Origin of the sequence: Chryseobacterium sp. GP-SGM7 (genome assembly GCF_049166575.1) — a bacterium.
Classification (GTDB): Bacteria; Bacteroidota; Bacteroidia; order Flavobacteriales; family Weeksellaceae; genus Chryseobacterium.
This window is the reverse complement of record NZ_JBMHFF010000005.1, coordinates 106448-132705: the sequence shown is the minus strand read 5'-3', so window position 1 is coordinate 132705 and position 26258 is coordinate 106448. Positions and strand designations below refer to the sequence as shown.

General features: G+C 35.7%; 17 protein-coding genes. 5 read left to right on the top strand and 12 right to left on the bottom strand.

The genetic code is table 11. The features are described from left to right. Nucleotides 1-74: 74 nt before the first annotated feature. Nucleotides 75-689: a transposase gene (locus tag ACOOWA_RS17350; protein WP_421377100.1), complete on the bottom strand. Its 615-nt coding sequence runs from the start codon at nucleotides 687-689 to the stop codon at nucleotides 75-77. 75 nt (nucleotides 690-764) lie between these two features. Next, entirely contained in the window at nucleotides 765-4112 is a 3348-nt protein-coding gene (locus ACOOWA_RS17345) for a methylmalonyl-CoA mutase family protein (protein ID WP_421377099.1), read from the bottom strand. Nucleotides 4113-4381: 269 nt separating this feature from the next. On the opposite strand from ACOOWA_RS17345, the gene ACOOWA_RS17340 reads away from it, so the two are divergent. The 4 genes from ACOOWA_RS17340 (at nucleotide 4382) to rpsB (ending at nucleotide 6759) form a co-directional block, all read left to right on the top strand. After that, on the top strand, nucleotides 4382-4714 hold the full coding sequence (locus tag ACOOWA_RS17340) for a hypothetical protein (protein ID WP_421377098.1): 333 nt from the start codon (nucleotides 4382-4384) through the stop codon (nucleotides 4712-4714). Between the two features lie 222 nt (nucleotides 4715-4936). Then, on the top strand, nucleotides 4937-5392 hold the full coding sequence (gene rplM, locus ACOOWA_RS17335) for a 50S ribosomal protein L13 (RefSeq protein ID WP_066674809.1): 456 nt from the start codon (nucleotides 4937-4939) through the stop codon (nucleotides 5390-5392). 7 nt (nucleotides 5393-5399) lie between these two features. Further along, complete coding sequence (gene rpsI / locus ACOOWA_RS17330; RefSeq protein ID WP_079465666.1) at nucleotides 5400-5786, top strand: 30S ribosomal protein S9; 387 nt, start codon at nucleotides 5400-5402, stop codon at nucleotides 5784-5786. A 208-nt stretch (nucleotides 5787-5994) separates the two neighbouring features. Continuing rightward, nucleotides 5995-6759: a 30S ribosomal protein S2 gene (gene rpsB, locus ACOOWA_RS17325; protein ID WP_421377096.1), complete on the top strand. Its 765-nt coding sequence runs from the start codon at nucleotides 5995-5997 to the stop codon at nucleotides 6757-6759. Between the two features lie 100 nt (nucleotides 6760-6859). Here the strand turns inward: rpsB and ACOOWA_RS17320 are convergent, their stop codons facing one another. The 9 genes from ACOOWA_RS17320 to tsf all read right to left on the bottom strand — a co-directional run bounded on the left by ACOOWA_RS17320 (nucleotide 6860) and on the right by tsf (nucleotide 24375). Next, the gene (locus tag ACOOWA_RS17320) at nucleotides 6860-7318 is read right to left on the bottom strand and encodes a DUF6759 domain-containing protein (protein WP_421377094.1); all 459 of its coding nucleotides are present in this window, start codon (nucleotides 7316-7318) and stop codon (nucleotides 6860-6862) included. A 111-nt stretch (nucleotides 7319-7429) separates the two neighbouring features. Next, complete coding sequence (gene trmB / locus ACOOWA_RS17315) at nucleotides 7430-8107, bottom strand: tRNA (guanosine(46)-N7)-methyltransferase TrmB (RefSeq protein WP_421377093.1); 678 nt, start codon at nucleotides 8105-8107, stop codon at nucleotides 7430-7432. An 86-nt stretch (nucleotides 8108-8193) separates the two neighbouring features. Continuing rightward, nucleotides 8194-8973 carry a DUF6759 domain-containing protein gene (locus ACOOWA_RS17310; RefSeq protein ID WP_421377091.1) on the bottom strand — a complete coding sequence of 260 codons (780 nt, stop codon included), beginning with the start codon at nucleotides 8971-8973 and terminating at the stop codon, nucleotides 8194-8196. Between the two features lie 166 nt (nucleotides 8974-9139). Further along, nucleotides 9140-9928 (bottom strand): hypothetical protein, encoded by a 789-nt coding sequence (locus ACOOWA_RS17305; RefSeq protein ID WP_421377089.1) that lies wholly within the window; start codon nucleotides 9926-9928, stop codon nucleotides 9140-9142. A gap of 136 nt (nucleotides 9929-10064) precedes the next feature. Further along, a complete protein-coding gene (locus ACOOWA_RS17300; RefSeq protein ID WP_421377088.1) occupies nucleotides 10065-13484 on the bottom strand; it encodes a T9SS type B sorting domain-containing protein in 3420 nt (1139 codons plus the stop codon). A gap of 113 nt (nucleotides 13485-13597) precedes the next feature. Further along, nucleotides 13598-16423 (bottom strand): T9SS type B sorting domain-containing protein, encoded by a 2826-nt coding sequence (locus ACOOWA_RS17295; protein ID WP_421377086.1) that lies wholly within the window; start codon nucleotides 16421-16423, stop codon nucleotides 13598-13600. Between the two features lie 129 nt (nucleotides 16424-16552). Beyond that, entirely contained in the window at nucleotides 16553-19369 is a 2817-nt protein-coding gene (locus ACOOWA_RS17290) for a gliding motility-associated C-terminal domain-containing protein (protein ID WP_421377085.1), read from the bottom strand. Between the two features lie 79 nt (nucleotides 19370-19448). After that, nucleotides 19449-23351 carry a gliding motility-associated C-terminal domain-containing protein gene (locus ACOOWA_RS17285; protein ID WP_421377084.1) on the bottom strand — a complete coding sequence of 1301 codons (3903 nt, stop codon included), beginning with the start codon at nucleotides 23349-23351 and terminating at the stop codon, nucleotides 19449-19451. A 199-nt stretch (nucleotides 23352-23550) separates the two neighbouring features. Next, complete coding sequence (gene tsf / locus ACOOWA_RS17280; RefSeq protein ID WP_421377083.1) at nucleotides 23551-24375, bottom strand: translation elongation factor Ts; 825 nt, start codon at nucleotides 24373-24375, stop codon at nucleotides 23551-23553. Nucleotides 24376-24522: 147 nt separating this feature from the next. Here tsf and ACOOWA_RS17275 point away from each other — a divergent pair, with 147 nt between their 5' ends. Then, complete coding sequence (locus ACOOWA_RS17275; protein ID WP_421377081.1) at nucleotides 24523-25221, top strand: DUF6759 domain-containing protein; 699 nt, start codon at nucleotides 24523-24525, stop codon at nucleotides 25219-25221. A gap of 58 nt (nucleotides 25222-25279) precedes the next feature. Here ACOOWA_RS17275 and ACOOWA_RS17270 read toward each other — a convergent pair whose 3' ends face one another. Then, complete coding sequence (locus tag ACOOWA_RS17270) at nucleotides 25280-26236, bottom strand: acetyl-CoA carboxylase carboxyltransferase subunit alpha (RefSeq protein ID WP_421377080.1); 957 nt, start codon at nucleotides 26234-26236, stop codon at nucleotides 25280-25282. Nucleotides 26237-26258 lie beyond the last annotated feature (22 nt).

Here is a 26258-nt window from a genome sequence, read left to right as displayed (position 1 = left end):
TTGATTTACATATACAAATTTATTTTTATACAAACCTTCAAGGTTTCAAAAACCTTGAAGGTTTAAAATATTCGTTAGAATTCTATTGTAAATTCACTAATATCATCATAATCTTTATGTTCTGAGTGATATAGTTTGAATTCTTCTTGGTTTTTAAATAATTCAAGTACAAATTTCCGATTTAATTTTGTTGATTGATGAGAAATGATACTTCCATAAGAACTCCATGGATAATCCCATATTTCTTCCGAGAAATTATGTTTCACAGGATTGTAGTGAATATAATGAATAAGTTTTTTAAAATAATCTAAAGAATGAACTTCTTTTCTTTCGAAATTTTTCTCAAACAAACTTCCTGTTCGGTTATAATGTTTGTTAATCGCTTTTGCATAAGAATTAAAGAAATGACCAAACTGTAAATGGACGTCTATCTTTTTCGGAACTTCAGTGGCAGTATATTCTAATTTTTCAATATCAATCTCTTCAAAAGGTTTGATATAAACCAAAATATGAAAATGATTTCTTAATAAGACCCAAGCGATGGTGTTGCAAAACGGAGACATGTATTGGTCATACCGATTTAGGAAAAAGTTGTAATTTTTTGTGTCAAAGAAAATATTTTGACCATTATTTCCCCTATTGTAGATGTGGTAGTATTTGCCAGTTTCGAGAAGTGGTTTGTTGTTCATTTTTGATCATTTGTGTGTTTTGTTATATCAAATTAAACCTTCAAGGTTTTCAAAACCTTGAAGGTTTGTTTTTTATTACATATTTCTCCTGTACTTACCACCCACTTCAAACAAAGCATTGGTAATCTGACCAAGCGAACAATATTTCACAGCATCCATCATCACTGCAAATAAATTTTGCTGGTTGATAGCGGCGTGTTGTAAAGTCTTCAGAGCTTCTTCAGACTTATCTTCATTAGAATTCTGGAAATTATGAAGCATTTCGATTTGGAACTGTTTTTCTTCCTCAGTTGAACGGATAACTTCTCCCGGACGAACCGTTGGCGAACCGTCTTTTCCAAGGAAAGTATTTACTCCGATGATTGGATATTCTCCAGTATGTTTTAACCATTCATAATGCATCGATTCTTCCTGAATTTTCGAACGTTGGTACATCGTTTCCATCGCACCCAAAACGCCACCTCTTTCCGTAATTCTGTCGAATTCTGCGTAAACGGCTTCTTCCACCAAATCTGTCAATTCTTCAATAATAAATGAACCTTGTAGTGGATTTTCGTTTTTCGCCAATCCTAATTCTTTATTAATGATCAACTGGATCGCCATCGCTCTTCTTACAGATTGCTCAGTTGGAGTTGTAATTGCTTCGTCATAAGCATTCGTGTGCAATGAATTACAGTTATCATAAATTGCGTAAAGCGCTTGTAAAGTCGTTCTGATGTCGTTGAAATCAATTTCCTGAGCGTGAAGCGAACGTCCTGAAGTCTGGATGTGATATTTCAGCATCTGGCTTCTTTCGTCAGCGCCATATTTCAGTTTCATTGCTTTTGCCCAGATTCTTCTTGCCACACGTCCGATTACTGAATATTCAGGATCGATACCATTGGAAAAGAAGAAAGATAAGTTGGGTGCAAAATCGTTGATGTCCATTCCTCTTGAAAAATAATATTCCACATACGTGAAACCATTTGCTAACGTAAATGCCAATTGAGAAACCGGATTTGCCCCAGCTTCTGCAATATGATATCCTGAAATAGAAACAGAGTAGAAGTTTCTTACTTTTTCTTTAATGAAATATTCCTGAACGTCACCCATCAACCTCAAGGCAAATTCAGTCGAGAAAATACAGGTATTCTGAGCCTGGTCTTCTTTTAAAATATCTGCCTGAACCGTTCCACGAACTGTTGCGATGGTTTTAGCTTTAATTTCAGCATAAGCTTCGGCAGGAATAACTTCATCTCCCGTGATTCCTAATAATTTTAAACCTAAACCATTATTAGAAGGTGGCAATTCGCCATTATATTTCGGTCTTGCCAAACCTTTATTGTCGAATTTTGCTTTTAATACTTCCTCAACCTTAGCCTCAAGCTTATTCTCAGCAATATATTTTTCAACATTTTGGTCGATAGCAGCATTCATAAAGAAAGCCAATAACATCGGAGCTGGTCCGTTAATCGTCATTGAAACGGAAGTCATTGCATTCACCAAATCAAAACCGGAATACAGTTTTTTAGCATCATCCAAAGTCGCAATAGAAACTCCCGCATTTCCGATTTTACCGTAAATATCTGGTGGTAAAGCTGGATCTTGCCCATAAAGAGTTACTGAGTCAAAGGCTGTTGATAAACGTTTTGCGGGCATTTCCGCAGAAACATAATGGAATCTTCTGTTAGTTCTTTCAGGACCTCCTTCTCCGGCGAACATTCTCGTTGGATCTTCACCTGTTCTTTTGAAGGGATAAATTCCTGCCGTAAAAGGAAATCCTCCCGGAAGATTTTCCTGACCTTTCCATTTAATTAAATCACCCCAATCATTGTATTTTGGTAACGCGATTTTTGGAATTCTTAAATGAGATAAAGATTCTGTTGAGGTTTCAACTTTAATTTCTTTTCCTCTTACAAAATAAGAGTAAAATTCTTCGTGGAAAGCTTTTTTCGTATCATCCCAGGTTTTCAGAAAGTCGATATTTTCCTGTTGAAGTTCTTTTTCTGCTTTCTGATATTCAGCGTCTAAAGTTTCGTTGGAAAGGAAGTTTTTCACTCCTTCAATATGATACATTTTTCTTGCTAATTCTGCCTGTTTTTCAACATTAGCATCGTAGATTCTGTTGTTTTCAACGATTTCAGATAAATAACGGACTCTTTTTGGAGGAATAATCGTGATGTCTTCCGAAACTTCCTGTTCAACAAATCCTTTTAAGTTTAAATTTTCAAATTTAGCATTCACTTTTTCAACCAATCTGTTGTATAAATCGGTCGTTCCGTGATCGTTGAACTGCGAAGCTTTTGTGGCATAAACCGGCATTTCGTCCAATGGCTGTTCCCACAACAAATGATTTCTCTGAAACTGTTTTCTTACGGCTTGAAGTGCATCTAAAGCGCCTCTTTTATCAGATTTATTTAAAGCTACTAAGTCTGCATAATCCAACATGTCGATTTTTTCCAACTGCGTTGAAGCGCCGTATTCAGGAGTCATCACATACATTGAAACATCTGCAAAATCCGAAACTTCCGAACCTGATTGTCCGATACCCGAAGTTTCCAAGATGATAACGTCAGGCTGAGCTAATTTCAATACATTTAAAGCTGAATGAATGAACGGAGAAACCGAAACGTTGTTTTCTCTCGTTGCCATCGAACGCATATAAACTCTTGGATCATTGATTGCGTTCATACGGATTCTGTCTCCCAAAAGTGCACCTCCGGTTTTCTTTTTAGAAGGGTCAATTGAAATGATAGCAATTTTTTTATCAGTATTGGAACGTAAAAAACGTCTTACCAATTCGTCCGTTAAAGAAGATTTTCCGGCTCCACCAGTTCCTGTAATCCCGATGATCGGAATGTTTAAATCTTTTGATTTTTCGTCGATTGCTTTTACTAAATCAGGCTTTTCTTCGGAGAAATTTTCAACTGCAGAAATAATTTTTGCAATGCTTGTAGAATTTTCAAAAGAGATTGAATCTAAATCTCTTGCTTCAACTTCTTTTCCGGTTGCGAAATCGGATCTTTTCACCAAATCATCAATCATTCCCTGTAAACCAAGTTCACGACCGTCGTCCGGAGAATAAATTCTGTCGATTCCGTAAGACATGATATCTTCAATTTCCTCCGGTAGAATTACACCACCACCGCCACCAAAAATCTTGATTTGCGGGGAGTTTTTTTCTCTTAAAAGATCGTAAATGTATTTAAAGTATTCATTGTGACCGCCTTGATATGATGTTAAAGCAATGGCGTTCGCATCTTCCTGAATGGCTGTATTCACCACTTCTTCAGCAGATTTGTCGTGACCAAGGTGAATGACTTCGCATCCTGTTCCCTGGATGACACGGCGCATAATATTAATAGCAGCATCGTGACCGTCGAATAAGGATGCAGCGGTTACGATTCTTACTTTATTTGTTGGAGTATATTTTGGGTTTTCCATATAAGTTCTCGAAAATTTCTTGAATTTCCAAATATAATAATAAAATAACAACCTGATTTTTATATTTAATTTATTTTAAATCAGGTAATTAGACGTTATTAAAGAATTGAGTTTTCACCAACTTAACGAACATTCGTTCTGATGATTACAACTAAAATCATTGGTTGAAATTTCTTTAAAATTGAAGATCAATCTTTTTTATTTTCTGAGTATCAGATTTTTAAAGTCTAAAATTAAATTCTTTATTTTTGCATCATTATAATTAAGATATGAAAAGAGCGCTGATTTATTTTGTGTTGGGAACGGGAATTATTTTTCTAATCAATTATTTGTTTACGGAAACAAAAGATCTTGGTTTGGAATTATATTATTCCATTGCTTTCGGACTTGCATGGGGATTGGCGTATTTTTTAGATGACGTAAAATTTTCTCTTTTTCAAAAAATGGGATTATCTTTTGGTACAATGGCACTTCTGGTTGTTGTGGGGGCTTTAATTTTTAATTTAGAATTGGCAATTCCTTCTATTATAAAATTTTCCACAGTTTTCGTAGCTTATTATTTGTTTGCAAGTTTCAGGGGAAGTAAATCATTACGTAATTAATTTTTATAGGTAATTATTTAGCATAAATCTTCTTCATATTTCATTTTATCAGAATGTAATTTTTATAAACTGCTGCTTTTTCAGTTGTTTCAGAATTGGTAAGTTCCTTAAAATCATTATTTTCAAGACTTTAATTTGAAATATATTTCCAGATTAAAAAAATATGTTTACCTTTGCACACCCTTTTAGGGGCAAATTATGTTTAATCTTTAACTAAAACGTGTGAATACATTAAGTTACAAAACTGTTTCAGCGAACAAAGCTACTGCAAATAAAGAATGGGTTGTAGTAGACGCTGAAGGACAACCATTAGGAAGACTAGCTTCTACGGTTGCAAAGATTTTGAGAGGTAAGCACAAAGCAAACTTTACACCTCACGTAGATTGTGGTGATAATGTTATTGTTTTGAATGCTGGGAAAGTTACTCTTTCCGGAAACAAGTGGAACGATAAGACTTACATCTGGCATACAGGTTATCCTGGTGGACAGAAGTCTATGACAGCTCTTGAACTTCAGAAAAAAGATTCTTTAAAAGTATTGGAAAAATCTGTAAAAGGTATGCTTCCAAAAAACAGATTAGGATCTGCATTGCTTAAAAACCTTTATTTATATGAAGGAACTGAGCATAAGCATGAAGCTCAACAGCCGAAAACAATTAATGTTAACGAATTTAAATAATTAAATTATGTCTATAGTTCACAAAATCGGAAGAAGAAAAACTTCTGTAGCTAGAGTTTATGTAAAGCCAGGAACTGGTAACATTACAGTAAACGGTAAAGAAGCTGCAACTTATTTCTCTACAGACGTGATGGTTTACAAATTAAACCAACCGTTCATCCTTTCTGAAACTGTTGGTCAGTATGATGTTACCGTAAATGTTTTCGGTGGTGGAAATACAGGTCAGGCAGAAGCTATCAGATTAGGTATTTCCAGAGCGCTATGCGAAATCAATGCTGAATTCAGATTAGCATTGAAACCAGCTGGTTTACTTACAAGAGATGCAAGAATGGTGGAAAGAAAGAAACCAGGTCAGAAAAAAGCAAGAAAGAGATTCCAATTCTCAAAACGTTAAAAAAGCGTATGGCTATTGGCTTATGGCAGATAGCTTTAGAAAAATTTTTAAAAAATTATTTTTTAACCCACAGCTGGAAAGCCAGTTGCCAAAAGCAATCAGCCAACAGCAACTTTGCCCGTTACGTTTAGCATCCAAACGCTTCTCCCATCTAAAGAAGACGTTGATTGTTTAAAAAGCGGAAAGTAAACTAACAAAAAACAAAAACATGGCAAAAGCAAATGTAAAAGACCTTCTAGAGGCTGGTGTACACTTCGGTCACATGACTAGAAAGTGGAATCCAAATATGGCTCCATACATTTTTATGGAGAAAAATGGTATTCACATTGTAGACTTACATAAAACAGCAGTTAAATTGGATGAAGCTTGTAGTGCTTTAGAAAAATTAACTTCTGCAGGTAAAAAAGTTCTTTTCGTAGCGACTAAGAAGCAAGCGAAAGAAGTAGTTGCTAAGCACGCTGCTGAACTTAATATGCCTTATATTACAGAAAGATGGCCGGGAGGTATGTTAACGAATTTCGTTACGATCAGAAAGGCGGTAAAGAAAATGAACCATATCGACAAAATGAAAAAAGACGGTACGTTCGAAACTTTATCTAAAAAAGAAAGATTACAGGTTGACAGACAAAGAGCTAACTTAGAGAAAAACTTAGGTTCTATCTCAGACATGGTGCGTCTTCCTTCTGCAATCTTCGTTGTAGATATCATGAGAGAACACATCGCTGTAACTGAAGCTAAGAAATTAGGTATCCCAGTTTTCGGTATTGTTGATACAAACTCTGACCCAAGAAAAGTAGACTTCGTTATCCCAGGAAACGATGATGCTTCTAAATCTATCGATATGATCTTAAATGTAGTTTCAGATTCTATCAAAGATGGTCAGTCTCAGAGAAAAGCTGATAAAGAAAAATCTAAAGAAGAAGGTGAAGTAGTTTCTGCTGATAAAGATGCAGATTTCGATTCTGCTGAATAATCTGAAGATTATCTTTAAAATATTAAAACCGCTGAATTTATTCGGCGGTTTTTGTTTTTTATGTGTTAATTTTTTTAGCTTACAAAGAGTTTATATTTATCTAGTTGGATAACTTAATGCTAAAAGAACCAGAGACAAATTTTACTTTCTGATAAACTGAATTGCACAGCATTCCTGAAAGATTATAATTCTGATTTTTTGGAACCATTACCGAGCCAGTTTTGTTGATTCCGATCGGGATTTTTTTGAAATAATTATTTCCGCTAATACTCAAAACCATGTTACAGTTCGATTTGTTTTCTACTGAAATAGATACATTGGGGCTGTTTGACGAATCATTCAGTAAACTGTTTAAAACTTCTGCGGTTTCCGGTTGATAAGTCTTTATCAATGTCTGATATTCTATTTCTGTCTGTGTCGAAGAGACTGCGCTTGTTCCTGTTTTTGAGATGGCAGGCTTGGGTTTTTTTACTGCTTGTTTTATGTTGTTGTGGCTGCTCGTTCCGCAACTTTTCATAAATAAAGTTATAAAAACTGAAAGCAAAATAATTCTTTTCATATTGATTTTTTCAAGGCTTAATTTACACCTTTAAACTCTGAAATATTAGTTTTATTGCCATAAAAAGGCTGCAAAATCATTTTTGCAGCCTTTAGACTTAATATTTTAGTATTAATTAATCTTAAATTTAATATAAGTAATTGTTTTTCCTTTTGCTGAAAACAGCTCTTCATAATGAGTTCGAATGTCTCTTAAATGTGGCGTATTCGGATCATATTCCAAAGCTCCGTAAATGTCGTGATGAGCAGAAATAATCTCGTAACCAGCACCCTGTAAATAACCTAAAGTATAACCGTGGAGAAACTCAGAATCTGTTTTTAAGTGAACAATGCCGCCCGGTTTTAGAAATTTCTTGTACCTTTCAATAAAATCTGGGTGCGTTAATCGATGTTTTGTTCGTTTAAATTTTATCTGAGGATCAGGGAAAGTAATCCATATTTCATCCACTTCATTTTCGGCGAAAAAATAATCTACCAATTCAATTTGAGATCTTAAAAAGCCGACATTTGTCATTCCGTTTTCTACAGCTTCTTTAGCTCCGAACCAAAATCTGGCACCTTTAATATCGATTCCTATAAAATTTTTATCGGTAAAAGTTTTTGCAAGTCCTACTGTGTATTCTCCTTTTCCGCAACCTAATTCTAAAACAACAGGCTGATCATTTTTAAAGAAATCTTTTCTCCAGTTTCCTTTCAGTTCAAAACCGCTTATAGCCTGGTCTCTTGAAGGTTGAATAACGTTTGGAAGTATTTTATTTTCAGCGAATCTTTTTAATTTGTTTTTGCCCATGAAATATATATGAAATGCTGCAAAATTACGAAAATTATGCAGCATTCAAATTTTTAAACAGAAACGAAAATGCAATACTTTAAAATCTATTTTGAAGAGCTTCCCAATGCCACCATCAAAGGCTTTTGAATTGTTTTCTGCGATGCATATTGAGCTCCACAAACAATACTTGTCAAAAGATAATCTCCTTTTTCTACTACAATTGAATTATCTCCATGAGCAGGAACCGGAAGCCTGTATTTTGTATTTCCTACCCCTTCTATTCTTATGATAATATTACAGTCAGATTTATTTTCAATCATTACGATGCATTCTTTCGCATTGGGATCATTGTCAAATAATGAATTTAAAATTTTTACGGTTTTATTTTTGTGTTCTGTAGGGTTGTCTCCCATCAGCATATTAAACTCAGAAGCTTCGGTATCAGCTATTGCTTTGGTGTTTTTGGTAGAAGTGGTGTTTGTCACATAAACATTTTGTGCTGAGCTCGGTGTGTAAACAACGGCAGACTGGCCAACTTGTAACTGTTTTTCGTATTTTAGAATCTGTTTCTGCTTAATCATTGCATTCATTTCTTCAAAAGAAACTTTTGTAGAGGGCCCTCTTCTCAGTCTTGCAAGATTATCCTGCATTTCTCGCACTTTTTTGTCTCCGGGAACGGCATTTTTGATGTAGTCTTTCATAAAATCCATTACTCTAGGTTTGAGTACGGATCTTCGGGGGTCATCTGGGTGTGCATCTCTCAGGAATGCATTGATTTCGTAAATATTTTTGCTTTTAAGGATGTTGCTGTAATCTTTACCTTGCTTCTGTGCTGAAAAAGATACGAATAATAATGTGGTGAAAAGTAAAACTAACTTTTTCATTGAATAAATATTTGGTGATGCGTAATGAATCTATTTCTCAAATTTATTTAAAGCTTCGTGAATTATTAGTTCGAATAAATGTAAAGAAAATTTTAAAAAACATCACCGATTTAAGTGTTAAGATTTGTTTTTAATTAAATTTTTAAATCAAAAAGCTTCAAAAAGGTTAATTGATGACTTCCTGAAGATGAGAGTTTCTAAGTCTCCGTTGATAAATTGGAAGGTATTTTTCGATAGGTAATTTTACGGCATCAATATTTCCGGATTGTAAATAAACTTCGATGTTTTCTGACGTGTAGACAAACTGTAAGAAGTTGTCGATAAGGTTTTCAGGGATTTTAATTCTAGTGAAATAGTCTTTACCTAAATAATTTTTGATATTGGTCACAGAAGTGTGCATTCTTTCATAAGCAACCAACCTTTGTTTTTTCTTGCGCTCACCAGAAAGAATATCAAAAATACTTTCAAGGCTGAAAGTAAGACCTCCGTCTCTTAAGCCTGCAACCGGAAGTTCGGGTGGAGTTCCGTCACCTTTTGGTTCCGGTAAGCCAATTACTTTTTTTAAAGCATAGGCTTTATCTTCTTTACGGATAGAGTTTACATCATATCTTAAATTTCCGGTAGGACGGAATCTGCTGATCACAACTTCCTGGATATCATGATAGGCCACTTTTAATTCAACTAAATTTTTTGAATTAAACATTTGTGGAGTAAGTTTCAGGTCTTTTCTTTCTGTAACAATTGATGTAAAACGGATAATATCTCCCGGATCTGCTTTTATGGTGAAATCTCCATTATATGTTGTAAGAACGGTTTTAAGTGTAGTAAGATTGGTGACATACACCTGATTGAGATACAAAACAGAATTGTCTCTTAAAAATACCTCTCCCGATAAATTCTGCGCATTAATTTTACTTATAAAAACCAACAGCATTATAATAATAAGTTTCTTCATAGCTCGTGCAAAATTACATAAGAATTGTGTCAAACTTTATGTGAGATTTATCAACAGCAGGTTAAAATTATATTAAACTTTGAATGAAACTGTTAATGTATGTTATAGAAAGTATTTTTTAATAATATTTTCAGAATTATTTATCCCAAAGACTGTCGTTTCTGTGTTTTACCAAAAGCCAGCTCGAATATTTTACAGTGGTGATATTTCCAAGTTCTGTCCAGCTCAAGAAATACCAATACGTAGCTGTAGGAACCGGTCTGCCTTTCATATTTCCGTCCCAGGAAAATTTATTTGAAGGATTTCCTCTGAAAACCTCAGCACCATACCTGTCGAAAATTCTGAATTCAAGATTATTTTTATTCATTAATGATGAGTAATTAATTACATCATTTCTGCCGTCTCCGTTCGGTGTAATAGTATTAATGAGTTTTATAATGACAAAATCTTCCGTTACAACACCACAGCTGAGAGTATCTCTTACATAAACTGTGTATGTACCGATGGCAAGATTGGTAAATGTATTTGATGATTGCCATATAAAGCCGTCAAGCGAATATTCGTAGGCAGGGTTTCCTCCTGTGACTCCTATTGTTACTGTTGTTCCGTTAATTTCAATTGAGTTGATGACGGGTAGCGTTGCTTCCGATACGTTAACGAATTGTCTGTAGACACAACCGTCAAAAGTAAGATCAACCCAATAATTTCCTGCTGAAACATTAGAAATAGACGGAGTGGTAGCTCCTGTACTCCAAAGATAATCTGTAAACCCGGAACCTGCATCTAAAGTGGTTTTGGTTTTAGGGCAGATGTTTTTATTGGTAAGAATATCAGATTTTTTCGGAGTTTTAAGGGTAATTCTGATTGTGGCGACATCAGGGCAAAAACCATTTTTTTCAAATCTTATATAATAAGTCTGAATTCCGCTGAGTGTTACCGCTCCGCTTATTGGCGAAACATCATTCTGAGCATCTGCTAATGTTGAATGATAAGTTACTGTAACCAAAGGGTCTGTAGTAAATTCATTCAAAAATGTGGATAAGTTGACAGGTTTAATTCCATCTAAATCATCATCACAAAAAATGGTGGAAAAATTATTTTTAATCAGCGTTAACTTTGTTCCAATAGTAAAATTAACAGGTTGAATCACAGGAGCGCATCCGTCAGGAGATTCCACACGGATGTAAATGGTGGTATTTGCATTGTAGCTCCAGTTATTGGGTAATGTATTGGCGTTTCCCAAGTTGGCGTTTGCCAGCAAAGCATAATATCTTACATTGGTAAAATAGGTTGGATTATTTAAAATTAATGCTGTAATATCTGATAAAACAACATTTACGGTTCCATCAAGATTTTCATCGCACTGATTTCCCATATTTGCAGGTGTCACAATGGCTAGAGGAAAAAGATTTAAAGTAATTTGTGCTATACTTTTGCATCCCGTACTATTTTTTACCACAGCATAAACGATAGTGCCGTTAGGAGCAGAATAGTTTGTAGGAACAGTGATCAGTGCTGTTAAAGTTTCGTTTTGTGCAGTCGCTAAAGTTGGATAGTATGTTATCGTAACAGGAGTATTGTTTGTCACAACAGCCGTAGTAAGATTGAATGTTCCGAGACCATTTACATTACAAGCATTTAATGTTGCATTGTTTGTCGTTACAGGTTGAATGTTGATCGTCACTGTAATTGTTTCACAATCCGGAAACTCTATGTTGTTACCACAGAATGTATAAACAAAAGTATCCGTTCCTGCCGTATTAGGATTGGTGGCTGTGTAGGTTATAAGTCCGGTTGCAGTATTAACGGTTGCTGTTCCTAATGTTGGTGCTGTTATGATAGAAACCGTTGAAGCTACCGGGGTCTGAGTGGAAGTGGTGAAAGCCGGAGTAATTACTTTTGTGTCGCAGATATTATAACTTGCAGCACTTTGTTTTGTACAATTTAAAACTTTGAAAGGTGCGGTAATCAAAGGGGCACAAGTTCCCATTGTTACAGCACAGGTATAGTTACCGGATCCTGTAGGAATATAAGTGGGGGAAGTAGCGCCGGTAATAATTACTCCGCCGACATACCATTGATAAGATTCATAGATAATAGGATCTACGGTAAGAACAATCCCGGGAACACAATCACCTCCGGATTTTAAAATAATGGGTTGTGTTGGAAATCCTGCAAAAAAACCACCATAACCTACCGCATCACTTCCTGCTGTAATTCCTGCGGTGATCGCTTTTGTGGAAGTTACTGTAATGGTTCCTGTTGTATTGGGAATTCCATAAGTTACCCAATTGAGATTTCCCGTCATGTCGAAAGGCCCGGTTCCTGCGGGAGGAGGAGTTCCATTGACAAGAACAGATGCACCCCTTTCTGTAATTAGATTTAATTTTGTAGGATTTGTAAGTATTCCTGCAGGATTGGCATTGGTATGTACAAAGTTTTCATTAATAAACCCGAGTTCATCAATTTGTTTTGGTAGATAGCAGTTTAATCCCGGTATAAAATTGAAGCCACCTGTTGCTACTTCATTTCCTGTACTTGCTGCACCGGCGAGTAACTGGTAAACATAAGCATTTTTGCTTGTTACCACATAAAGATTGTAATGACCACTTCCCTGAAGCTGATATTTTGTATCGGGAATTACAAAATACTGGCCTGTATTCAAAGTGGCAATTGGTAATCCTTCATTATTTACATACACTAAAGTGTTATCCTGTGTCGCGACAACCAAAGCGCCTTCCATATTACTGCCAATATTTCCGTTGCCTTTTACGAGAGCAAAAGTATTTCCCAATTGGTTTACAGGTATCGATTGATCCATCAATATATCAGAACTTGTAGCATTATTTCCCGCATATTGCCCGTTGAAATTTCCGTTGGTAACGTTTATAGGCTTTGTTGCAACAATTTTAGCACCGATAAATCCGTCAAAATTTCCTGTAATATTTCCGATTCCATCAAGAATATAAGATTGCCCTTTATTTAAAGTAAAAGTAAGAGTTGGGCTTGTTGCCCCGCTTGTTCCGTTTGAAAACTGTACCGTATTTTTATATCCCGAAATTGTAACGGTTGTATTGTCTTCTGTAGCTAATACACTCGTCATAAAATTCAGAATGCTATTGTTTACAGTAATGGGAGCTGTTGCCACATAAAAAGTCGTTCCTGTGGATGCAATACCTTTAGAGGTAATAATTTCTGCATGGTTGTAAACTGAAAATCTTAAATTGGCATAGAAAGGAAAGTCTGCTTTTAAATATAAACCTTTTGTAGTAGGTGTGAAGAGATCTGTCTGTTGGGTTGTGATAATATACTCGCGAAGTACATCAAATTTCTGAGGATTATTTTTACTGATTGTCACTGTACCAATGACCACATTGTTATTGTAAATAGTAACTACGAATGGAGTCGTACGATTTGTAGAAAGATATAATCGCTGATACGGATTGGGGTTTCCTGTACGATCTACCATAGGTGCGAACCAATGATCTCTGTCTAATTGAGCGAACGTAGTAGAGAATATATAAAAAATAAGAAAAAAAGATATAATTTTCTTCATTTTGTACTTGATTTTATCACAAATTTAATAATAAAATACGTTAAAAGTTTTAAAAATAAACAAAAAACCACGATTTATGATCGTGGTTTTTATGATATGTAAGTAAATAATTATTATTCTCTGTTTTTAACTAAAATCCAGCCTGAGAATTTAATTGGTGTTTTGGCTTTTCCATTTTCATTCCAGCTGATGCTGAACCAGTAATTTCCTGTCGGAACTCTCTTTCTGCCATTGGTTGTTCCATCCCAGGTATAGCGGTTTTCTTTATTTCCCTGATGAATTCTGTTTCCGTACCTATCAAAAATATCGAATACTAAATTTTGTTTGTTGGCAAGAGCCGAGTAATCTAAAATATCGTTTACTCCGTCTGAGTTAGGGGTAATTACATTTATAATATTAGGAATTGTAATAGTCACCTCAATTGGCACACAATTGAATGTGTCTCTTACATACACTTTCACATCTCCTCTCGGAAGATTCGTAAATACATTGGATAGCTGCCAATCAATATTATTGATAGAATATTCATAAGGTGCCACTCCTCCAGCTACAGCTATAGTAATACTGTTGCTTGAAACGTCAATATTTGAAATTACCGGCTGTTCTGAAGCATATACTTTAACGTCCTGCTTTGTGATACAGTCTCCTGTTTTAAGTTTTACCCAGTAAGTACCCACTCCCACATTAGATATCGTTTGAGTTGTAGCTCCTGTGCTCCATTCGTATCCTGAAAAACCAGAACCCGCATCTAAAACTGTTTTGTCTTCAATACAAATTACCTTATCTACCAAAACGCTTGATGTGGTTGGAGGAAATACCACAAGTGTAACCTGAGCTACATTAAAACATCCATTTGCATTGCTAACCCTTACATACACTACACCATTCGGAGCAATATAATTTCCGGGGTTTAATATCTCATTAGTCTGGTTGTTGGCATCCGTCAATGAAGGATAATATTTTTTGGTAACACCAGATTGTAAGGTTACATTAGCAGTTGTCAGATTAAATAATCCGGTTGCAACATTCTCTTCTAAGAAGCAGCTTCTTAATGTTGCAGAGTAAACTTTCGGACCTGCTTCTACTGTTAACGTTAATGTTATTTGTTCGCAGTCTACAAATTCAGGGTCGTTTCCACAGAATTTATATACAATTTTATCGGTTCCGATAAAACCAGACGTTGGAGTGTAGCCTATAACTCCTGAAACAGGATTAATGATTGCTACACCGTTTACAGGAGGCGTGATGATCTGTACACTTCCCGGTGTGTAGGTTTGTGAAGAGGTTGTGAACTGTGGAGTTATATTTAAAAAGCCTTCACAAACTGTTTTTGTTTGTGCAGTTTCCTGTAAACATGTAAATACTTTGAAAACCGGCGTTACTTCCGGCGGACAAGATCCAATGGTTATTCTTACGGTATAATTTCCGGCAGTTGTCGGGGTATAAGTATTAGCATTTGCTCCTGGTATTACAACATTGTTTCTAAACCACTGGTAGGTTTCGTAGCTGTCATCAACTTCCAGAATCATCCCCGGAATACAATCTCCTGTTTTTTTAGCAATAAGAGGAATTGAAGAAAATCCTGCAAAATAACCTCCGTATCCTGCTGAACTGTAACCTCCGTTTATCCCGGCGGTCACAGCTTTAGTGGAAGTTATTGTCAGATTTCCTGTAACACCTGTGATTGCATAAGTTACCCAGCTAGAATTTCCTGTAAGCGGATACGGGCCTTGAGCTGCGGTAGGAGTAACATTATTAACAGTTACCACAGCTCCGGCTTCAGTTAAAATATTAAGTTTCAAAGTAATGTTACCTGTTGAGCCCGGCATTGCATTAACTAAACCGATTTCGTCAATTTTTCTAGGTAAAAAGCAATTCAACGGTGGTATATAGTTGTATCCGCCTGTATTGGTAGGTGATGTTGTGTTTGCACCAATAAGTTGATACAGATAAACATTTTTTGTAGTACGTACATAGATGTTATAATGACCATTACCTTGAGAAACATATCTGTTTTCTAATATTCTATAATAATCGCCCTCTCCCAATGTTGCTACAGGGACAAGACCATCATTCAGATATACTTCAGTATTGTTTTCGGTTGCAATGATAATACCTCCTTCCGTATTGTCTGACGGTATAGGTGAGGTACTTCGCACCATTGCAAACTCATTCCCTAAACGGTCTAAAGGAACTGATTGATCCATCACAAGGTCGGATCCTGCCGTAAGGTTACCAGTAGCATACATGGCATTAGAATTTCCATTTGTTACTGAAATAGGTTTGTTGGCAACAATTTTTGCCCCAATAAAACCTTCTCTGTTAGCAAGAATATTTCCCAGACCTGCAAAAATATATGATTGCCCTTTGTTTAAGGTAAAAGTTGTCGTTAAGGGCGGAGTAGTATTATTTATAAATTGTATGTTAGGATCATAGCCACTTACCGTTACTGTGGTATTGTTTTCTGTCGCTAAAATTCCTGTTGAGAAATTCATACCAGAAGAGCTGTACGTTATAGGTGCGGCGGCAGCATAAAACTGTGTTCCTATACCAGCTTTACCTTTAGACGTTATAATTTCACCATGTGCACTTACGGCGGCTCTTAATGATGCAAAATATGGTCTTTCTGCTTTAGTATAAAGACCTAAATTAATAACGCTTGAACTCATTCCTGCGCTGTTTGTTCTAATGAAATTTGTAGGTACGGTAAAAGGCTGTGGAGCACTTTTGCTTATAGTTACTGTTCCAATGACAACATTGTTGTTATAAATAGTGACAGGAAACGGTGTTGTAGAGTCGGTAGAAAAATACAGGGTATGGATATAGCTACTTGACGAAGAATCGTAATAAGGAGCAAACCAGTGTTCAGTATCTCTCTGGGCAAAAAGTAAATTACTATTGATAAAAATCAGCAGAAAAATAAGTAGAAGTTTTTTCATAGTTCGGAATTAAGGATTATGCAAAAATAGAAGAAAAATTCAAATACATTGTTAAAATATGCTAAAATAATCTAAACTATTAAAAAAACCACAACATTATGTTGTGGTTAAGTATTATCAGTATTTTGCTTATTCTCTGTTTTTTACAAGAATCCATCCTGTATATTTAATTGGAGTTTTTGCTGCATTAGGTTCATTCCAGTTAATATGATACCAGTATGTGCCGGTAACGATTTTTTTATTCGAATGAGTACCGTCCCATTTATAATTATTGAATTTATCGCCGGTAAATGTTTTGTTTCCATATCGGTCATAGATCATAAATGAAAGATTATCCTTATAAGCTAATTCGCTGTAATCGATATAGTCATTTTTATTATCTCCGTTTGGAGTAATGGCATTGAGTAAATTAGGAACTGTAACTTCTACTGTAGTAGGATTACAGTTATAAAAATCTTTTACCTGAAACGTGTGTTGACCTCTTGAAAGACCAGTGAAAATATTAGAATCCTGCCAAACTCCCGTTCCATCAACCGCATATTTGTATGGCGGAGTGCCTCCCGAAACGATAACAGTTGCCGTATTATTAGTAATTTGAATTTCACTGATAACAGGATCTTCTGCTTTACCCACTTTTACGCTCTGTAAGATGAAACATCCGTTTTTTTCAAGAATTACGGTATATTCTCCAACTCCGACTCCTGAAATGGAAGACGTTGTAGCACCTGTATTCCATTGATAAGAATCATATCCTGATCCTGCATTAAGGCTCGTTCTCGCATCTATGCAGATAAATTTGTCAACCAGAAGGGGTGATTTTTTTATTGGCTTGGTAATTAATGTGATTTTTGCTGTAGTCAAACATCCGTCTTCTGTTGTAATTTTTACATAAACAATACCTCCCGCAGACTGGTATTGTGTTGGATCTGCGATGGGATTAGTTTCAGAATTAAGATCAGATAATGTTCTGTAATACTTTTTAGTCACATTGCTGAAATTTGTAACGACAGCAGTCGTTAAATCAAATACCGCATATAAATCGGTATCATACTGGCATGAATACAGAGTAACATCTGTACCCACAAAAGGCACCATGGTAATAGTAAGGGTAACCTGTTCACAATCTACGAACTCTGGAGCATTTCCACAAAATTTATAAACAATAATGTCATTTCCTAAATATCCTGATTGTGGAATGTAAGTTATTGTACCATTAGCGTTTACTGTTGCTGTGCCGTATGTAGGAGCAGTAATGATGGTTACTGTACTCGGTACAGGTGTTTGTGTAGAAGCGGTAAATGTAGGTTGAATTGTTTTCTTTGCACAGGCTTCCAAAGTTTTTACGGTTTGATTTAGGCAAGAATAAACTTTATAAATAGGTGTAGTAACAGCAGGACACGTTCCCATTGTAACTCTTACCGTATAATTTCCTGCCACTAATGGTGAGTATGTATAGCTTGTAGCACCCGTAATAGCTACACCGTTTAAGAACCATTGATAAGTTTCAAAGCTTTCATCAACTTCCAATATTATTCCCGGAGCACATTCTCCTGTCTTTTTTGCAATAACAGGAACTGACGAAAATCCTGCAAAATATCCTCCAAATCCTGCTGCAGTACCATATCCGCCAGATACACCTGCTGTAACTGCTTTTGTGGAAGTTACCGTAACATTACCCGTAATTCCCGGGATAGAATAAGATACCCATGCTGTTGTTCCTGTAATAGGGAACGGGCCATTGGCAGCTGGTATAGGAATTGAATTGACCAAAACAGTAGCACCTGTTTCGGTAAGAATGTTTAGTTTAACGTTTGTAGTAGTTCCGGCCGGAAATTGATTTATTAATCCTATTTCTTCAATTTTTCTAGGCAGAAAACAGTTTAATGGAGGAATGTAATTGTACCCTCCGGTTGCGTTACTTGATGCTTGTCCCGCTAATGTTTGATATACATAAACATTTTTTGAGGTTCTGATATGCATATTGTAATGACCACTTGCTCCTGATTGTTCAATGAAATAACTTTCCGGTATTTGATAGTATTGCCCTTCGTTAATTGTGGCAATAGAAGTACCAACTCCATTGATGAAAATCTCAGTATTGTTTTCCGTTCCGATAACAATTGCGCCTTCCATTGTTCTGCCGATGTTACCATTTCCTTTAATAATGGCAAATTCACTTCCTAATCTGTCTACGGGAACAGCTTGATCCATTAAAATGTCTGATCCATCTGAGGCACTTACAGTGGCATATTGACCGTTTGAGTTACCATTCGTAACGGAAACCGGCTTGGTAGATTCTATTTTTGCACCGATAAAACCATTCGCATTGGCGCCAAGGTTTGCTCTGCCTGTTAAAAGATAAGATTGACCTTTATTAAGCACAAATGTGACACTTGCAGGAGTCGCACCTGTGTTGTTGGTGAAAGTTACACCACTGTTGTAACCAGATACAGTTACAGAAGTATTATCTTCAGTAGCTAAAACTCCTGTAGTGAAATTACAGATAGACTGATTTGCAGTTACTGGTGTTGCCGCTGCATAAAACTTTGTTCCTATTCCAGCTTTTCCTTTTGATGTTATGATTTCACCATGGCTTATTGAGTAGATCCTTAAATTCGCATAATATGGTTTGTCAGCTTTGGTATAAATTCCCATTGTGGTAGGAGTAAATGCCCTGCTTGCAGTACTTGTAATAATATATTGCGTCTGAACACTAAAAGCCTGTGGAGAATTTTTACTTATCGTTACAGAACCTATAAATGCATTGTTATTATAAATACTTACCACAAAAGGAGTTACAGAATCAGTCGAAAAATAGATAGATTGAGTAGTTGATGATGGCACATCATCAAAATAAGGAGCAAACCAATGCTCTGTATCTCTCTGTCCAAAAGCATGAGTATAAGTTAAAATAACCAATACTAAACTGAGTAGAAATCTTTTCATAAATTATGGAATTAGGATTTCTACAAAATTAAAATTTTATTTAATATATTATTAATAAATCATAAATAAAATTTAAAATCTATTCTCTATTTTTAATTAAAAGCCATCCTGAATGAGAAACTGGCAATTTTGTATCGGGTTCTATCCATCTTATAATGTACCAATATGTTCCTGTCGATAAATTTCTTCCGCCCATTTTTCCGTCCCATTTATAATTGTTTGAAGATGATTTATAAACTGCTGCACCATATCTGTCAACAACCTCAATATTCACCTGTTCTTTAATTTTTAAGTCAGAATAATCTAAAACATCATTTCTTCCGTCTCCATTTGGGGTAATGGTATTGATTAAATTTAAAATCAAGAAATCTTTAATCACAGGTTGGCATCTGTCTTTGCCTAAAACATAAACTTTATACGGACCTCTCGTTAATCCTGAGAATACATTTGAACTCTGGTAATCTGAGCCATTTAATGAATATTGATATGGCGCAGTTCCTCCGCTCACATTAATCGTGGCACTTGTTCCCGTAACGACAATACTTGTAATTGTCGGAGCTTGGGCGGCTGTTACGGTTACTGTTTGTCTGTAAACGCATCCGTTAAATCCTAAATCTACAAAATAGGTTCCAACACCAACAGTGATTGATGAAGTGGTAGCTCCTGTGTTCCATAGATAAGATGTAAAGCCGTCTCCTGCATTAAGAATGGCTTTTGCGTTTTCACAAATAGTCTGATCTTTTAAGGTGTCAGATTTTTTCGGGGATCTTAAGCTGATTGTTAAAGTTCCGATATTTGGACAAGCATTATTGCTTGTAAATCTAATGTAGAAAGTTGCTGAAGCTGTAATAATTTGAGTTGCAGGTATCGCATTAGTTCCTGCTTGTGCATTAGCCAAAGTAGAATAAAAAGTAAGTGTAACCGACGGATCTGCTGTAAATTGGTTTTTATAGTCACCAAGATTTACATTTTGAGAGCCATCTAAATCATTATCACAAACTTGTGTCGTTACATTGGTCGTTAAAAGAGTAAGTTTATTCCCTACAGCAAAATTAATTTGTCCAAAAGCAGTCGGGCAAGTTGGGCTTGTGCCGTCAACTCTTATGTAGACTGTTGTTGCTGAGGTGTATGTCCAGTTGGTTGGAAGTGTATTGGCATTTCCTGCATTTGCATCGGTTTGACTTAAATAATATCTTACGGTGAAATTTGCCGAATTGGTTACAATCTGCGGAGTTACAGTAGCAAAATTTACATTCACAATTCCGTCAAAATTATCATCACAAAGATTTCCGTTGAAATTCGCAATATTGATATTCGGAACAGCATTTACTTTGATCGCTAAATTGGCTGTATTAAAACATTGCGTCGCATTAGTAAATCTTAAATAAAAAGTTCCGGTCGTTCCGTTGTTGATGGTTTGTGTTGCAGAGATCGCGTTTGCTCCGGACTGTGCATCTACCAAACTGCTGTGGAAAGTAACGCTGGTTGCAGGATCTGTGGTGAAAATATTTTTATAATTATTTAAATTGACAGTTTCAGAACCGTTCATGTCTGTGTCACAAATTTCCAATACATGAGTAGAAGTCAATAAAGGAACTTTGTTTTTAATTACAAAATTAATTTGTCCAAAAGCTGGAAGACATCCGTTTGTACTTTCTACTCTTACATAAACCGTTGTGTTTGCACTATAACTCCAGTTTGTTGGAAGTGTATTAGTGTTTCCTGCGGTTGCGTCTGTTTGATTTAAATAATATTTTACAGTAAAACTTGCTGAATTAGTGACAATCTGAGGAGTAACCGTTGCAAAATTAATATTAATGACTCCTGTAGAATTATCATCACAAAACTCTGCATTATAAGCACTTGTATTGATGTTTGGAGATGGATTCATTACTAATGTAATCTGTGCAACTTTGGAACATCCGTAAGCTGAAGTTACATTGGCATAAACAATTCCTGCAGGTCCTGAATAATTGGTAGGATCAGTAATTTGACCCGTTAAATTTGAATTGGTAAAATAGGTAACTGTAGTTCCAACAGCCGAAGTTACATTTGCTGTCGTTAAATTATAAGTTCCATTTCCTGAAGTACTGTTGCAGATGCTTATTGAAGCATTATTTACCTGAAGAACATCTGTATTAATGATGATTTTAAAATATTCAAAAGCGAAAGGATTTCCGTTTCCCTGAATATAATAAATAAACTGATCTGTCGTATTTACGGTCGTTGCGTTTGGCGTGTAGGTAATTTGTCCTGTGGTTGGATTTATGGTTGCTGTTCCGTTGGTTGGCTGAGCAATAATTGCCGTCAATGAAGGAACGATGGTCTGTGTAGAATTTGTAAATACCGGAGTGATTACTTTTGTATTACAAGATCCGATGGTAAAAGTTGTTGTTGAAATTGGCGGGCATACTGTGTAATTATAAATCGTCGTCAATTTTGTTTCACAGTTGTTTTTGGTTACCGAGCAAGTATATGCTCCTGCTCCGTACAGTTCAGGATTGATAAAATAAGTTGTCGCTCCGGTAATGGCAATTCCGTTTAAAAACCATTGGTAAGTATCATAATTGTTGTCTACCTGAAGCTGAATTCCCGCATAACAGTCACCAGTTTTCGAGATTGCCGGTACAGAAGAAAAGCCTGAAAAATAACCACCGTATCCTACAGCACCACTTCCTGCAGCGATTCCCGCAGTCATTGCTTTTGTTGAATTCAATGTAATATTTCCGGTCACATTTTGAATAGAGTAGCTCACCCAGTTCGGATTTCCCGATACAGGATATGGCCCGTTTCCGGCTGCAATTGCGCCACCGTTTATGGTTACTGTTGCGCCGGTTTGCGTGATAATATTTAATCTTGTTGCAAAAGTCTGACCTCCAATTTGATTGATATAACCAATTTCGTCAATTTTATTAGGCATAAAACAGCTCAATGGCGGTATGAAGTTCATTCCTCCTGAAGCATATTCATTTCCGTTGGTTGCACCGGAAAGCAATTGATACACATAAACATTTTTAGTGGCAGAAATATTCATGTTGTAATGACCGTTACCCTGATTTTGATATCTTGCACTTGGAACCTGATAGTATTGTCCTTCATTGAGCGTTATTGCAGCTCCGGTTCCGTTAAATGTAATTTGCGTGTTATTTTCTGTAGCAATAATCAAAGCGGTTTCCATTTCAGAAGTTACCGTTCCGTTTCCTTTTACAACTACGAAATCTTTTCCTAAACGATCCACAGGTACAGCCTGATCCATCAGAATATCATTATTGGTAAGATTTTGAGTGGTATAAGCTCCATTAAAGTTTCCGTTGGTTACAGAAATTGCTTTTGTTGCAACAATTTTAGCACCTACCAATCCTGTCTTGTTTTCAGTTGACCATGAGCTTACTACATCCAGAATATAAGATTTTCCTTTATTAAGAGTGAAAGTTCTTGTCGGTGAAGAAACTCCGTCTGAAAAAGTAATGGCAGGATTGTAACCTGAAATCGTTACAACGGTATTGTCTTCAGTTGCGGTAACTCCGATGGTTGCACTCATATAATCTTGTGATCCTGTAATGGGGGCAACTCCTGCGTAAAATGTAGTTCCTAAACCTGCTGCACCTTTCGAAGTTAAAATTTCAGCATGATTGGTCATCGAAAATCTGTAGTTGGCAAAGAATTTTTTGGGACCTTTTACATTTAAGCCCATATTATTGGGTGTAAAAAGTTGAGATTGCGAGGAAGCAATCAAAAAGTTGTTGGGGATAATGACCTGTGCAGGATTGTTTTTACTAACCTGAACTGTAGAATACAACGTGTTGTTGTTATAAATCTGAACGGCAAAAGGAGTGGTTTCGTTCGTAGATAGATATAAATATCCTTCTAATCCTCCTGTTCCGGCTTTGGCAGACATCGGTGCAAACCAATGTTCAGTATCAAGTTGAGCATTAATGATTAAACACCAAAATGTGCAAATAATAAGTAGAAGTTTTTTCATGCCTCAGTTTTAGGGGCGACAAATTTACATATTAATAATCAATTTTTTACGTAATATTTTTAACATTTAATTATAATTTAATATACTTATGAATTTTCAAAAATTAACTTCATACTTTATTAATATCATAAAAGGCTTAAACAAGAAAAATCCCGATGATTTTTTCATCGGGATTACTATTTTAAATTTAAAAAAGTTATTATAAGCTAACTCTGATAAATCCTGTTACTTTAAGATCTCCGTTTACAGATTTTACATAGTCAGCAACAGAAATAGAGCTGTCTTTGATGAAATCTTGGTGTACTAAAGTGTTGTCTTTGTAGAATCTCTGCATTTTACCTTTCAGGATATTGTCGATAATGTTTGCTGGCTTACCTTCTTCAGTAAGTTTGTGTCTTTCGATCTCCAATTCTTTGTCGATAGTTTCCTGAGAAACAGCAGTTTCGTCAAGAGCAATTGGGTTCATAGCAGCAGCTTGCATAGAAACAGATTTAGCAGCTTCGTCAGCTCCGTCTACTTTAGCAGAAAGTGCAGTGATTGCAGCAATTTTGTTTCCGGCGTGGATGTAAGCTCCTAAGAAAGGCCCTGTAATTCTTTCGAATGCACCGATCTCGATTTTCTCACCGATAACTCCAGTTTGCTCGATTAATTTCTCAGCAACAGTCATTCCGTGGAAATCTGTAGCCAATAATTCTTCTTTGGTAGCAGCAAAAATAGCCATTTCAGCAATTTCGTAAGCTAGCTCGATGAACGCTTCGTTTTTAGCAACAAAGTCAGTCTCGCAGTTTAGAGAAATTACAACACCTAAAGTGTTATCTTCATTTACTCTAGCGATTACTGCACCTTCAGAAGAATCTCTGTCGGCTCTGTTAGCTGCAACCTTTTGTCCTTTTTTTCTAAGGATATCAACTGCTTTTTCGAAGTCTCCTTCTGCTTCCACTAAAGCTTTCTTGCAGTCCATCATACCTGCACCTGTTTGGTTTCTCAATTTTGCTACGTCTGCAGCAGCTGGTGAATAAGACATAATATTTATTATTTTTTATTTAAAATTATGATTAACTTTAATAGTTTATTTTAAAGATGTGCAAAGATAATGATTTTAATGATAAACTAAAAAATGACTTTTCACGTTATAGTATTTATTTAATAAATTTTTAAAGGTTTCTGCTACATGAAAAAATTATTTCTCATTATATTCCTATCTATTTTCAGTGTAGGGTTCGCTCAAAAGAAGAAAAAAGCCAAAGCCAAAGTCGTTGCAGAAAAAGAAACGGTTATCATCTACACACTGGAAGAAGCAGAAAGTACTGCTGAAGCAAGAATCATCGCAGGTTTTATTAAGCAAAATCCAGGACATCAAAAAAATGATGCATTAAAAAGAAAGTTAATGGATATCATCATGGCAGATAATTCTGTAGAAGCAAAACCTACCATAAGACCAATAAGTAAAGATAAAATTGAAAAAATAGTAAGCAATAATGAGCTTAATAAAGGAAAAGATTTAGCTTCAACTGCTAAAGCTGCAACTCCTACACGTACGGTAAATTATGCTGCGGTGGGAAGTTCAGGTAAAAAATCTGAACCAAGCGCTGAAGCAAAAAAAACAGCTTCTTACCTTACTCATCTTTTTAATACTGATCCTAATGATAATGAAGCTTACATTAATATCAAAAATAAATCTAAATGCAGATTGATTGTAAAAATCAGTGGAAAAAAATACTATAATCTTGATGTTCCTGCCAATGGACAGAATTTTGTAATGGTAGAAAAAGGGGAGTATGTTTTAACAACTTCTGTATGTGATGCAAAATATTCTTCTCTTAAAAAAGTGACACGAGATATTGAAATTGCACTGAATGTTGCCGACTAAATTTGTGTTAGATAAGATAAAAAAAGCGGTTAAGAATTATTTCTTAACCGCTTTTTTATTATCCTTTAAATTGCCCCATCGCAATAAACTTGTCTTGTCTGTGAGTCTCTAATTCCTTACCAGTAAATTTAGAGAAAGCTTTAATATTTTGTAAAATTGAAGCTTTTAAATTTAAATAAGCAACTTCCGGATTGTAATGCGCGCCACCAAGTGGTTCTTCTACAATTCCGTCGATGAATTTTTCTCTTAAAGCATCGTTTGGAGTAAGATTTAAAGCATTGGCAGCATCTTCTTTATGATCCCAGTTTCTCCAAAGAATTGAAGAACAGCTTTCCGGTGCAATTACCGTGTACCAGGTGTTTTCCAACATATAAACTTTGTTACCGACACCAATTCCCAATGCACCGCCACTCGCTCCTTCGCCAATAATGTACGTGAAAATAGGAGTTTTAAGCATGGTCATTTCGAAAATATTTCTTGCAATCGCCTCACCTTGTCCTCTTTCTTCAGCTTCCAGACCCGGGTAAGCTCCCGGAGTATCAACTAATGTTACTACAGGAATTTTAAATTTTTCGGCAAGCTTCATCAATCTTAAAGCTTTTCTGTATCCTTCAGGATTCGGCATTCCGAATCTTCTGTGCTGTCTTTCTTTTGTAGTTCTTCCTTTTTGAGTTCCAAGAATCATGATTCTTTGTCCGTCTAAAGTAGCTAAACCACCGATTAATGCAGGATCATCAGCAAAATTTCTGTCACCATGAAGTTCAAGAAAACTTCCCTTGTCAACCATTCCATTAATATAATCTAATGTATAAGGGCGATCCGGATGACGCGACAGCTGTACTCTTTGCCAAGGTGTAAGATTTCCGTAGATTTCTTTTTTTGTATCTCTGATCTTGTCTTCGATCTGGCTGCATGCTAATTTTACATCAACACCACTTTCTTCTCCTACCAATGAACAGGTTTGATACTGATCCATCAGCTCTTTTATAGGAAGTTCGAAACTTAAATATTCCATTCTTGAAGTAAATTAAATCTTT